This is a genomic window from Christiangramia gaetbulicola (assembly GCF_003054225.1).
Lineage (GTDB): Bacteria > Bacteroidota > Bacteroidia > Flavobacteriales > Flavobacteriaceae > Christiangramia > Christiangramia gaetbulicola.
In genome coordinates, this window is sequence record NZ_QBKQ01000003.1 from 679,705 (window position 1) to 693,098 (window position 13,394).

The following is a 13,394-nucleotide window of genomic DNA, read 5'->3' on the forward strand; positions in this document are numbered from 1 at the left end:
CCGATGCTTTGGGACAGCTTGACGTTTGAAGAATATATACAAATGAAAAAAGTAGTAATAGCATACAGCGGAGGATTGGATACCTCTTATTGCGCGAAATATTTATCTGAAGAAGAAGGATTTGAAGTTCATGCAGTGAGTGTGAATACTGGTGGTTTTTCAGAAGAAGAAATTAAGAAGATTGGCGATAATGCAAAAAAGATCGGTGCCAGCAGTTATAAGAATATCGATGCCATTTCTTCCTTCTATCAAAAAGTAGTGAAGTATCTCATTTTTGGAAATGTTCTTAAAAATGATACTTATCCCCTTTCGGTAAGTGCAGAAAGGATCATCCAGGCGATCGAGATCGTGAACTATGCCAAAAAAGTAGGGGCAAAGTATATCGCTCATGGAAGTACCGGAGCCGGAAATGATCAGGTGAGATTCGATATGATCTTTCAGATTATCGCGCCAGGTATTCAGATCATCACTCCAATCAGAGACAAACAGCTTAGCAGACAGGAAGAGATAGAGTATCTGAAGAGTAAAGGCGTGGAGATGAACTGGGATAAAGCCAAATATTCTGTGAATAAAGGACTTTGGGGCACCAGTGTTGGAGGGGCAGAAACGCTGACTTCAGAAATGCCGTTGCCGGAGGAAGCTTATCCATCTCAGTTAAAAGATAAAGAACCAAAACAGGTAAAACTTAGTTTTACCAAAGGAGAACTGACTGCCGTTAATGGTACTGAAAATTCACCTGAAAAGAATATAGAAATTTTAGAAGGAATTGCTTCTAAATATGCTATTGGCAGGGATATTCACGTGGGTGATACGATCATTGGGATCAAGGGAAGAGTTGGTTTTGAAGCCGCTGCTGCCTTGATCACGATCAAAGCTCATCATTTGTTAGAGAAACATACCTTGAGCAAATGGCAGCTTCAACATAAGGATTATACCTCAAACTGGTATGGTATGCATCTGCACGAAGGATTATATCTGGATCCGGTAATGCGCGATTTTGAAGCACAGCTTGAAAGTTCTCAGGCTAAAGTGACCGGTGATGTGTTCGTTACTCTTCATCCTTACAGATTTACTTTGGATGGAATCAAATCTCCGAATGATCTTATGAACAGCAGTTTCGGGAATTATGGTGAAGAGAATAAAGCATGGACCGCAGATGATGCTAAAGGATTCATCAAGATACTGTCGAATTCCGGCAAGATCTATCAACACGTAAATCAGGAATCATGATCGAAGCAGGAATTATAGGAGGCGCAGGATATACCGCAGGAGAATTGATCAGGATCTTAATTAATCATCCTGAGGTAAACCTGAACTTTATTTTCAGTACTTCTCAGCCCGGGAAACCGATTCATAGCATTCACCAGGATCTTATTGGGGATACCGAAATTCAGTTCACCAATAAGATCAATACAGAAGTTGATGTAGTTTTTCTTTGTCTGGGGCATGGTAATTCAAAAAAGTTTCTTGCTGAAAATCAATTTTCAGAAAATACAAAGATCATTGACCTGAGTACCGATTTCAGACAGAAATCTGATGATCACGCTTTTGTTTATGGCCTTCCGGAATTGAATAAAGCGGAAATTAAGTCAGCAAATTTTATTGCGAATCCCGGATGTTTTGCAACAGCGATCACTCTGGCAATTCTTCCTTTGGCTAAAAACGGACTTATTAAAGATGATGTTCATGTAAATGCAGTTACCGGAGCAACCGGAGCGGGAACTTCACTTTCAGAAACCACTCATTTTTCGTGGAGGGATAATAATTTTTCAGCTTATAAATCATTTGAGCACCAACATCTGAACGAGATCGGCCAGAGTTTAAAGCAGCTGCAGTTAGATCATGAAGCAGAGGTATACTTTATTCCTAACAGAGGTAATTTCTCAAGAGGAATTCATGCTACGGCTTATACCAGATTTTCAGATGATCTGGATGCAGCAGAAAAATTATATAAAGAGTTTTATGCCAACGCAGCTTTCACCTTTGTAACCGATGAGGATTTGCATTTGAAACAGATCGTCAATACAAATAAATGCCTGCTAAGATTACAGAAGTTCGGTGATAAATTGCTGGTGACCAGTATAATTGATAATTTGTTGAAAGGAGCTTCAGGTCAGGCGGTGCAGAATATGAATTTGATGTTCGGCCTGGATGAGAAAATGGGGTTGAATTTAAAAGCGAGTTATTTTTAGAATTGAGTATTGAGAAATGTCCTGCGAAGAATCGGTTTGAGCTTTGTCACAATGAGCGCAGTCGAATTGTGGTAGTTCTTAAACTTAAGATTGCGTCGCTTCGTGAACACTCCGCTCGCTATGACTGTTAAATATAATTAGGGTAGAGAGACCTCACAGGTTTCGAAACCTGTGAGGTCTATAAGCTGGACGATTTAAAAAGAATATTGATATGAAAATAGGAATTATTGGTGCAGGAAATCTGGGAGTCTCCATTGCGAAAGGACTCATTTTTAGTAATGCCTTTACTACATTGTATCTGAGTAAACGCAAACTTGATGACATTCAGGAGTTTTCTGAATATTCAAAAGTGACCGTAACTTCAGATAATCTGGAAGTTGTAAAGAATTCAGACATCCTGATCTTCGCCGTTCAGCCTACTCAACTGGAAAAGATCCTTTACGAGATCAAAGACGAACTCACAGATAAACATGTGTTGATCTCTACCGTTACCGGGTTTAAAATTCCGCGGATGGAAAGCATCGTGGGGGAAGATCATTTTATCATTAGGTCGATGCCTAATACCGCGATTGCTGTTGGAAAGTCGATGACCTGTCTATGCAGTAATGAAAAAGGACAGAAGAGGATCACGATTGCCGAAGCTATTTTCAATCGCTTAGGAAGCAGTATTATCATTCCTGAAAATAAGATGCAGGCTGCCACGGTGATCTGCGCTAGTGGAGTCGCCTTCTGGATGCGTTTGATACGCGCAACCACTCAGGGAGCCGTACAACTCGGTTTTGATGCAAAAGACGCTCAGGAGCTCTCTATGCAAACCTGTTTGGGGGCTGCAAGTCTGTTGATCGAATCTGGGAAACATCCTGAAGAGGAGATCGATAAAGTGACTACTCCCAGAGGATGCACCATTGAAGGTCTTAATGAAATGGAACATAACGGACTTAGTTCCTCGTTGATCAAAGGAATCCAGGCCTCATTCAAAAAAATTAATAATATTTCAGATCAGTAATAATGCAATTATTTGATGTTTACCCACTATATGATATTACGCCGGTAAAAGGTGAAGGCTGCTATGTTTTTGACGAATCCGGGAAAAAATACCTGGATCTTTATGGTGGGCATGCGGTGATCTCTGTTGGGCATGCACATCCGGAATATGTGAAATCTATTCAGGAACAGGCCGCAAAGCTGGGTTTCTATTCGAATTCGATCAAAAACCCCCTTCAACAGGAACTTGCAGATAAGCTGGAAAAAGTTTCGGGAGTTAAGGATTATAGTCTCTTTTTGTGCAGTTCAGGAGCAGAAGCAAATGAAAATGCCTTAAAAGTTGCCTCTTTTGAAACCGGGAAAGACAGGATCATCTATTTTGAAAATGCTTTCCACGGAAGAACCTCAGGGGTAGTTGCCATAACCGATAATGAATCTATTAAAGCGCCTTTTAATCTTGGCCATAAAGCTACAAAACTGGCTTTTAATGATACTAAATCTTTGAAAAAGGAGATCGAAAAAGGTGATGTGGCCGCGGTCATTTTTGAAATCATTCAGGGAGTTGGAGGATTGGATGAAGCTGAATCTGAATTCTATAAATCTGCCGCTGAATTATGTAAAGAGAATCAGGTAATGCTCATTGCAGATGAGGTACAATCTGGTTACGGAAGAACTGGCGATTTTTTCGCATTTCAGAAACATGGCATCAGGCCTGATATTATCACTATGGCTAAAGGAATGGGCAACGGATTTCCGATTGGCGGGATCCTGACCGATAATAATATTCAGCCTAAATACGGAATGCTGGGAACCACTTTTGGTGGAAACCACCTGGCCTGTGCCGCAGGAATTTCTGTATTGGATATAATTAAGGAGGAAAATCTAATGAAAAACGCTGCTGAGGTTTCCAAATTTGTAAAGGCAGAAGCTGTTAAAATTCCGGAGATCAAAAAGATCAAGGGAAGAGGCTTGATGATTGGATTGGAATTCGATTTTGAGATCGCAGCCCTCAGGAAAGAACTTTTATTTGAACACCAGATTTTTACCGGGGCATCTTCTAATAAAAAGTTGCTGCGTATCCTGCCACCATTGAATATTAAAAAAGAACATTTTGAAAGTTTTTTTGAGGCATTAAAGAAGGTTTTAAAAGAGCAACATCATAAAGTTTAAAGTCATCCTGTCCCGATGCTTCTGGAGTTTCAGGATCTAAAGAGAAGCTGAAACAAGTTCAGCTTGACGAAAAAATAAAATAGAAGAATGTCATTTCGAACTAAGTGAGAAATCTAAGATTCCTCAGTCGTAAGCTTCTTCGGAATGACAACTAACTAAATTCTAAAATGAAGAACTACATCACATTATCAGACATCGATCATGTCGAAACTATCATCAGGGAAGCAAGAAGCCTGAAATCTAAAAATGCATCGTCTAAGCCGGGAAAAGGAAAAACCCTGGGAATGCTCTTTTTCAATAACAGTCTGCGTACACGCTTAAGCACTGAAAAAGCTGCGAAGTTATTGGGTATGGAAGTAATGGTGATGAATGCCGATAAAGATGGCTGGGCGCTGGAATTTGAGGATGGTGCGGTCATGAATTCAGATAAAGCCGAGCATATCAAAGAAGCCGCGGCCGTACTTTCTCAATATTGTGATATTATCGCAGTGAGAGCTTTTCCCGGACTAAAGGATAAGGAAAAAGATGAATCTGAACATGTGCTGAATAGTTTTAAAAAATATGCTTCGGTGCCAATTGTGAACCTGGAAAGCGCAACTGGTCACCCATTACAGGCTTTGACGGACGCAATCACCATTCAGGAATTTAATAAAGCGGAAAGGCCAAAAGTTGTTTTAAGCTGGGCGCCACATCCAAAAGCCCTGCCTCAGTCTGTTCCAAATTCGTTCGCCGAAATTATGCAACGCCTGGATGTTGATTTTGTGATCACCAATCCTGAAGGATATGATCTTGCGCCACATATTAGAAATGGAGTGAAAGTGGAGCATGATCAGGATAAGGCATTCAAGGATGCAGATTTTGTCTATGTAAAGAACTGGAGTAGTTATGAGGATTATGGCCAGGTTTTAAATGTAGAAAAGAACTGGACAGTAGATCAGGCTAAATTGAAAAATACTAATAATGCGAAGGTGATGCACTGCCTCCCGGTGAGAAGAAATGTCGTGATTTCTGATGATGTTCTTGATAGTGAAAACTCGATCGTAATTCACCAGGCAAATAACAGGACTTTTGCCACACAGGCGGTTTTGAAGAGAATTTTAGAATGTTCAAAATAGGAGTAAATCACTGTCATCCTGAACTTGGTTCAGGATCTATTGAGAAGCTGAAACAAGTTCAGCTTGACGATAATGAAAAATGATGAAACAAACCCTGAAAGTCATAAAAATAGGAGGGAAGCTCATTGAAAACGAAGCTTCTCTGAATTCCTTTCTGGAAGACTTTGTGCAATTGGAAGGTCCAAAGATCCTTGTTCATGGAGGAGGCAATAAAGCCACCGAAGTCACCGGAAAACTTGGTTTTCAGACTAAAATGGTCGATGGCAGAAGGATCACTGATAAAGACTCCATGGAAGTGATCACCATGGTGTATGGCGGACTTCTGAATAAAAGTATCGTAGCTCAACTTCAGGCCAGGAAACAAAATGCAATCGGACTATGCGGGGCAGATGGTAAGGTACTGATCTCAAAAAGAAGAGAAGTAAAAGAGATCGATTATGGTTTTGTAGGGGATATAGAAAAAGTGAATTCAGATTTTATTAATTCAATTCTTTCTCTGGATATGGTGCCGGTATTTTCAGCAATTTCATGTACTGAGGAAGGTGTTTTGTTGAATACAAATGGAGATTCAGTTGCATCAGAGATTGCGGTTGAGATGAGTAAGTCTTATGAAGTAAAGCTTTATTACTGTTCGGAGAAAAAAGGTGTTTTGACCGATATTGAGGATGAAGACTCGGTAATCCCGGAGTTGAATTCTGATAATTATAAAGAACTGGTAGCTTCAAAAGTGATCACAGACGGAATGTTACCAAAACTTCATAATTGTTTTGAAGCAATAAATAAAGGAGTTTCTGCAGTAATTCTTGGGGATGCTGGGTTATTGAAGAAGAATTCTATCCATACCAAAATTGTAAAATAATGCAGTTAGAAAAACTTCAGCAAGAGGCAATAGAATTACTTAAAAACCTGATCCAGACTCAGTCACTTTCAGGTGAGGAAGAAAAGACAGCCGATCTGCTTGAGAATTGGTTCAAACAGCATGAAATTCCGCATAAGAGGTTTTTAAATAACGTTTGGGCCATTAATCAGCATTTTGAGAAGGACAAGCCTACACTTTTGCTAAACTCTCATCACGACACGGTAAAACCGAATTCAGCCTACACCAGAGATCCCTTCAAAGCAGATATCGAAAATGGTAAATTATATGGATTAGGTAGTAACGATGCCGGCGGATGCCTTGTTTCCCTGTTAGCCACCTTCACCTATTTATATTCAGATGAAAATCTAAGTCATAACATTCTGTTCGCAGGAACGGCTGAAGAGGAGATAAACGGTAAGAATGGAATTGCCGCGTTACTTCCAGAAATTCCTAAAATCGATGTTGCTATTGTAGGAGAACCTACGCTGATGAACCTCGCGGTTGCTGAAAAAGGCCTGGTAGTTTTTGATGCGGTGGTGCAAGGAACTCCCTCGCATGCAGCACATCCAAATAATGATAATTCTATCTATAAAACAGCGAAAGTTCTGGAGTGGTTTGAAAACTTCAAATTGGAAAAGGTTTCTAAAAACCTTGGAGAAGTAAAGGTGACCGTAACCCAGATCAATGCAGGCAGTCAGCATAATGTAGTGCCGGCAAAAACGCATCTGGTCATTGATGTTAGGGTAAATGATAAATACAGCAATAAGGAGATCGAGCAGATCTTAAAAGATGAAGCTCCGGTTGACGAGATCAATGCCCGAAGTTTACGATTAAATTCGTCTTCAATTCCATTGGATCACGAACTGGTTAAAGCCGGGATAAATCTGGGAATGGAAACTTATGGTTCTCCAACTTTGAGTGATCAGGCGATGTTGAGTTGTCCGTCCTTAAAATTAGGACCTGGTGATTCCACCAGATCTCATTCGGCAGATGAATTTATTTATGTAAAGGAGATCGAGGAAGGAATAGAAAAATATATAAAGCTGCTTGAGAAGGCGTTGAAGTAAAACTTGAATTAAACCTGATGCACTGAGCCTTTCGAAGTGCGACAAAGAAATAAATAATGTCATTTCGAACGTAGTGAGAAATCTGAGATTCCTCAGTCGTAAACTCCTTCGGAATGACAAAATTAAAAGACCTCTCGACTGCGCTCGAGGTGACACTTAAAACAAAACAATTATGAAACTCTGGGATAAAGGTATTTCAATAGACAAACAGATAGAAAAATTCACCGTTGGTAATGACCGCGAACTGGATATGCATCTGGCCGAATATGATATTCAGGCTTCCAAAGCCCATGCTAAGATGCTGGGGAAGATTGGTATCCTGACAGAACAGGAAGTAGAGTCACTTGTAGCAGAACTTGATGTTTTAAAAGATCAGCTTGAAAAGGGTGAGTTTCAGATCGAAGAGGATTTTGAAGATGTTCATTCTAAGATAGAACTTGAACTCACCAAAAAACTAGGAGATACCGGAAAAAAGATCCACACCGCCAGATCAAGAAACGACCAGGTTCTGGTAGCCCAGCAGCTATATTTCAAAGAGAACCTGCAACAGATCTCCCAAAAAACAAAAACCTTGATAGATGTTCTCCTAGGCCTGGCCGATGAGCACAAGGAAAAGGTCCTTCCTGGATACACCCATCTTCAGGTAGCAATGCCATCATCTTTTGGGTTGTGGTTTTCAGCTTATGCCGAATTGCTAATTGATGATCTTTATTTATTAGAAGCCGGATTAAAAATCGTGGACCAGAATCCTTTAGGTTCCGCAGCCGGTTATGGTTCCTCATTTCCTATTGATAGAGAATTTACAACAAAGGAATTAGGCTTTTCAACTCAGAAATTTAATGTGGTGGCGGCACAAATGAGCAGAGGAAAATGCGAGAGAACGGTAACTTCCAATATAGCCTCACTGGCAAATACATTATCCAGGTTCGCGATGGATATCTGTTTGTATATGAGTCAGAATTTTGATTTTATTACTTTCCCGGATGAGCTCACCACAGGTTCCAGTATCATGCCCCATAAAAAGAATCCCGATGTGTTTGAACTGGTTCGAGGCAAATGCAATAAGTTGCAGGCTATTGCCAATGAAATGATCCTAATCACCAACAATCTGCCAAGTGGTTACCACAGGGATTTTCAGCTTATCAAAGAGAATAGCATTTATGCCGTTGAAAATATGAAAGAGATCCTGGATATTTCTACGCACTCCATCGCCCAGATCAAGGTCAAGAAAGTAGATCTTAAGGATGAAAAATATAAGTACCTGTTTACTGTAGACAGCATCAACGAACTGGTGATCAATGGTAAATCATTCAGGGATGCTTATAAAATAATAGGGGAGCAGGTTCAAAGTGGTGCTTATGAAGCTTCAGAAGGAATGAAGCACACGCATTCGGGAAGTAAGGATAACCTTTCTTTGAACTTGATCAAGAACAAGTTGCAGCAGCTTTAGGCTATGAATGACATTCGGTTGTCATTCCGAACACGATGTTTCGGGGGAGGAATCTATAGTATGAAGATTCTTCACTACGCTATCGCTATGTTCTGAATGACAAAGATCTTTTCGTAAAAAAGCCTCCTGAAAATCATAACTTTCAGGAGGCAGCTTTTTAAAAACAATTATGAACTAATTCCTAAATAATGGTCATTTGTCCCAGGTTGAGGTTTTCGTTGTTTACGATGTGACCTTCGGTATCGCTGATCACACTTTCAAGAAAATCTCCAACCCGTTCGGTTGAATAATGATTGTCTTTATTGATGTCTATCGTACAAACATTCAATTTTATGCTTAATTCCACGGCCATTCTCACCGTTTCAGCTTCTTTCTTCAGTCCTAAATGATCCAGCATCATCGCTGCTGATAGCACGGAAGCTATAGGATTCGCAATTCCCTGGCCAGCAGCCTGCGGATAGGAACCATGAATAGGCTCGAAAAGGGCATTTTCAGTTCCAATAGAAGCCGACTCTAATAATCCAATACTTCCCCCGATCACACTTGCTTCATCAGAAATAATATCCCCGAACATATTTTCGGTAAGGATCACATCAAATTGCTTTGGGTTAAGTATCATCTGCATGGCAGCATTGTCTACAAATAAATACTCAACTTTTACGCTGGGATAATCCTTAGCGATCTCGGTCACAGTTCTTCTCCACAAACGAGAAGTTTCAAGGACATTGGCTTTATCTATCAGGGTTAATTTTTTTCTTCTTTCCTCGGCAGCTTTAAAAGCCAGGTGTGCAATTCTTTCAATTTCTTCCACAGAATAGGTGCAAAGGTCTGATGCGCTTCTACCATCTTCGGCAGTGCTTTTTTCTCCGAAATATATTCCACCCGTAAGTTCCCGGAAAATGACCATATCTGCACCTTCAATATTTTCAGGTTTTAAAGGAGATTTGTGGATTAGGCTTTCATAAGCTCTAACCGGCCTGATATTAGCGAAAAGTCCAAGTTCCTTTCTAAGTTTAAGCAAACCCTGTTCCGGCCTTACTTTGGCCGATGGATCATTATCATATTTTGGATCTCCTATCGCCCCGAATAGCACAGCGTCAGATTTTTTACATAGTTCCAGTGTGGTTTCAGGCAATGGATCCCCCAATAAATCTATTGCGGCTGCACCCACTACAGCTTCTTCAAAATTGAACTCATGATCAAATCTATCGGCAACAGCTCTCAGCACTTTCACTGACTGCTGCGTTATTTCAGGACCAATCCCGTCTCCAGGAAGTACAGCTATATTAAATTTCATATGTTTTCGGTTTGTAGGGTTTGTTGCGGTTCTGCCTGATTTCCGCTTCTCTTCTCAAATTTCTTTATTGCATCCAGTTTACTGGTTAAAAAATCGATATCGTCATATCCATTAATAAGACAGGTTTTTTTATAAGGATCGATATCAAAACTTTCAGATTCACCGGAACTTTGGATACTTATCTTTTGTTCTTCAAGATCGATAACCACCTTTTCCTCGGAATCTTTTTCTACGGCGGCGAATAATTTATGAAGAAAATCGGGGCTTACCTGTACGGGTAATAACCCATTATTCAAAGCGTTTCCTTTAAAAATATCAGCAAAATAGCTGGATACCACTGCTTTGAATCCGTAAGTTTTTATGGCCCAGGCAGCGTGTTCACGGCTAGAACCACAGCCAAAGTTATTTCCGGCCAGAAGAATGGAACCCGAATATTTATCTTGATTCAGCACAAAATCTTCATTTGGCTCTCCTGATTTATCAAAACGCCAGTCCCGGAAAAGATTCTCTCCGAAACCTTCCTTATCTGTTGCTTTTAGAAAACGGGCCGGAATGATCTGGTCTGTGTCTACATTCTCAGCATCCAACGGCACGACCGTATCTGTTAATTTTATAAACTTTTCCATTTAGTTCAATGTTTGGGTGTAATCTGAAATTTTACCTGAAATAGCGGTGGCAGCGGCAGTTAATGGACTTGCCAGGATAGTCCTAGAACCGGGGCCCTGTCTGCCTTCAAAATTTCTATTACTTGTAGAGACACAATATTCCCCTTCAGGAATTTTATCGTCATTCATGGCCAGGCAAGCTGAGCATCCTGGCTGTCTCAAGGTGAAACCGGCTTCTTCAAAAACTTTATCGAGGCCTTCTGTTTTGATCTGTTCTGCAACCTGACGACTACCCGGTACGATCAAAGCGTTCACATTTTCAGCTTTCTTTTTTCCTTTGATATAGGAGGCAGCAACTCTAAAATCTTCGATTCTGGAGTTAGTACAACTACCAATGAAAATATAATTAATCGGTTTCTCCAGTAAGGTTTCGCCCGGCTTAAAATTCATATAAGCTAATGCCTTAGCATCACTTTTATTTCCTTCTACCGGAATAGATCCTGTTAGCTTGATACCCATTCCCGGATTGGTTCCGTAGGTGATCATAGGTTCTATATCTTCAGCTTCAAAGGAATATTCCTGATCGAATTCTGCATCAGCATCGGTTTTCAATGTTTCCCAATGAGCTTTCATTTTTTCAAACTCAGCTCCTTTTGGAGCGAATTCCCGACCTTCCACGTAATCTATAGTTGTCTGGTCTGGAGCGATCAATCCGCCGCGAGCACCCATTTCAATGCTCATGTTGCAAACGGTCATTCGCCCTTCCATAGACATCTCTTCGAACACATTACCTGCATACTCGCAGAAATATCCTGTACCCGAATTTGTTCCAAGCTTGCTGATGATGTAAAGGATAACATCTTTTGGAAGAACTCCATTTTTCAGTTTTCCATTAACGTTCACCCGAAGTTTCTTAGGCTTTTCAACCAGTAAACACTGGCTGGCAAACACCTGGGTCACCTGGCTGGTTCCAATTCCGAAAGCAATCGTTCCGAATGCACCATGAGTAGAAGTGTGGCTATCTCCACAAACTATGGTCATTCCCGGTTGAGTAATCCCAAGCTCGGGAGCCATCACGTGTACTATTCCATTATAAGGATGACCTAAACCGTAAAGAGTGATATTGTTTTCCTCACAATTCTGGCTGAGTTCCTTCAACTGTTTTCTGGACAAAAGATCCTTCACCGGCAGGTGCTGGTCTTTTGTAGGTGTATTATGATCTGCCGTAGCAACGATCTGGTCCGGACGAAAAACCGGAATATTTCTTTCCTTTAATTCATTAAAAGCCTGTGGGCTGGTCACTTCATGTATCAGATGCTTATCGATATATAAAATGTCCGGCCCATTAGGTATGCTTTCCACAACATGGGAGTCCCATATTTTGTCAAATAAAGTTTTCTTCATAATCTATCAAGCAATTGCTCTGGAGTTCTTTTTGAAAATGTCCATAATAGTGTGAATATCATGATCTGCCACTTCTTTCTTAGCATCGGCGAAATTCAGGAATTCGTGGTATACATGATCTAATTCAAGTTTGGTAAGATCGTATCCCATCTTCTTCGCTTTATAAGCTAAGGCAGCTCTACCACTACGGGCAGTTAAAACAATAGCCGACTCGGTGACCCCGACATCGGCTGGATTTATAATTTCGTATGTTTCTCTGTTTTTGATGACGCCATCCTGGTGGATACCTGAGCTATGCGCGAAAGCATTAGCACCGACGATCGCCTTGTTAGGCTGGACGTACATTCCCATTTCCCTGGAGACCATTTTACTGGTATCATACAACAATTGTGGATTAATATCTGTATTCAATTGTAAATACGGGTGCTGTCTCAAGATCATGACGACCTCTTCCAAGGCAGTATTTCCGGCACGTTCACCGATACCGTTGATGGTACACTCGATTTGTCTCGCGCCATTTGTGATCCCGGCAATCGCATTAGCAGTAGCCAATCCAAGGTCATTGTGGCAATGGCAGGAAATGATCACATTTTCAATTCCGATCACATTCTCCTTCAAATATTTGATCTTTTTTCCATATTCTTCCGGAAGACAATACCCGGTAGTATCAGGAATATTCAATACAGTAGCGCCATTTCTCACCGCTTCTGAACACACTTTTGCAAGGAATTCATTTTCGGTTCTTCCGGCATCTTCCGCATAAAACTCAACATCATCAACGAAAGTTTTAGCATAGGCAACCGCCTCGCCGGCTCTTTCAATGATCTCGGGTCTGCTGGATTTGAATTTATATTTTATATGGGAATCAGAAGTTCCAATTCCAGTATGTATTCTTGGTTTACGGGCATACTTCAGCGCTTCTGCAGCAACCTTGATATCATTCTTAACAGCACGGGTAAGTCCACATACAGTTGCATTCTTCACGAGTTTTGAGATCTCAGTTACCGATTGAAAATCACCAGGACTTGAAACAGGAAAACCGGCTTCTATAACATCCACGCCCAGTTCATCCAGTCGCGCAGCAATTTTTAATTTTTGTTCAGTATTCAGTTTGCAGCCTGGGACCTGTTCGCCGTCCCTCAATGTAGTGTCAAAAATTTCTACCTTTTCAGTACGCATATGAGATTTATTTTACTTTATCTTTATCTAAAGTATCGGAATAAGAATGCCTTGACCATGCAGGATCGAAAT

General features: G+C 40.6%; 12 protein-coding genes. 8 read left to right on the forward strand and 4 right to left on the reverse strand.

Annotation, left to right across the window (positions count from 1 at the left end; all coding sequences use genetic code 11):
• Positions 1–42 precede the first annotated feature (42 nt).
• From C8P64_RS14620 to argH, 8 genes are all read left to right on the forward strand, one after another.
• A complete protein-coding gene (locus C8P64_RS14620) occupies positions 43–1,230 on the forward strand; it encodes an argininosuccinate synthase (protein ID WP_108172814.1) in 1,188 nt (395 codons plus the stop codon).
• Entirely contained in the window at positions 1,227–2,192 is a 966-nt protein-coding gene (gene argC, locus C8P64_RS14625) for an N-acetyl-gamma-glutamyl-phosphate reductase (protein WP_108172815.1), read from the forward strand. The genes C8P64_RS14620 and argC overlap by 4 nt, the downstream gene beginning before the upstream one ends.
• A gap of 211 nt (positions 2,193–2,403) precedes the next feature.
• Positions 2,404–3,198, forward strand: coding sequence for a pyrroline-5-carboxylate reductase (gene proC, locus C8P64_RS14630; RefSeq protein ID WP_108172816.1), 795 nt, complete (start codon positions 2,404–2,406; stop codon positions 3,196–3,198).
• Positions 3,199–3,200: 2 nt separating this feature from the next.
• Positions 3,201–4,346 (forward strand): aspartate aminotransferase family protein, encoded by a 1,146-nt coding sequence (locus C8P64_RS14635; RefSeq protein ID WP_108172817.1) that lies wholly within the window; start codon positions 3,201–3,203, stop codon positions 4,344–4,346.
• Between the two features lie 167 nt (positions 4,347–4,513).
• Positions 4,514–5,461 carry an N-acetylornithine carbamoyltransferase gene (locus tag C8P64_RS14640; RefSeq protein ID WP_108172818.1) on the forward strand — a complete coding sequence of 316 codons (948 nt, stop codon included), beginning with the start codon at positions 4,514–4,516 and terminating at the stop codon, positions 5,459–5,461.
• A gap of 79 nt (positions 5,462–5,540) precedes the next feature.
• Entirely contained in the window at positions 5,541–6,320 is a 780-nt protein-coding gene (argB, locus tag C8P64_RS14645) for an acetylglutamate kinase (RefSeq protein ID WP_108172819.1), read from the forward strand.
• Entirely contained in the window at positions 6,320–7,387 is a 1,068-nt protein-coding gene (locus C8P64_RS14650; RefSeq protein ID WP_108172820.1) for a M20 family metallo-hydrolase, read from the forward strand. The genes argB and C8P64_RS14650 overlap by 1 nt, the downstream gene beginning before the upstream one ends.
• A 172-nt stretch (positions 7,388–7,559) precedes the next feature.
• Complete coding sequence (gene argH / locus C8P64_RS14655; RefSeq protein WP_108172821.1) at positions 7,560–8,837, forward strand: argininosuccinate lyase; 1,278 nt, start codon at positions 7,560–7,562, stop codon at positions 8,835–8,837.
• Positions 8,838–9,018: 181 nt separating this feature from the next.
• Here argH and leuB read toward each other — a convergent pair whose 3' ends face one another.
• The 4 genes from leuB to C8P64_RS14675 are packed head-to-tail and all read right to left on the reverse strand — an operon-like array spanning position 9,019 to position 13,322.
• Positions 9,019–10,134: a 3-isopropylmalate dehydrogenase gene (gene leuB / locus C8P64_RS14660; RefSeq protein ID WP_108172822.1), complete on the reverse strand. Its 1,116-nt coding sequence runs from the start codon at positions 10,132–10,134 to the stop codon at positions 9,019–9,021.
• Positions 10,131–10,760 (reverse strand): 3-isopropylmalate dehydratase small subunit, encoded by a 630-nt coding sequence (leuD, locus tag C8P64_RS14665; RefSeq protein ID WP_108172823.1) that lies wholly within the window; start codon positions 10,758–10,760, stop codon positions 10,131–10,133. The genes leuB and leuD overlap by 4 nt, the downstream gene beginning before the upstream one ends.
• Positions 10,761–12,143, reverse strand: a complete 1,383-nt coding sequence (gene leuC, locus C8P64_RS14670; RefSeq protein WP_108172824.1) for a 3-isopropylmalate dehydratase large subunit — start codon at positions 12,141–12,143, stop codon at positions 10,761–10,763.
• 6 nt (positions 12,144–12,149) lie between these two features.
• The gene (locus C8P64_RS14675; RefSeq protein ID WP_108172825.1) at positions 12,150–13,322 is read right to left on the reverse strand and encodes a 2-isopropylmalate synthase; all 1,173 of its coding nucleotides are present in this window, start codon (positions 13,320–13,322) and stop codon (positions 12,150–12,152) included.
• Between the last annotated feature and the right edge of the window lie 72 nt (positions 13,323–13,394).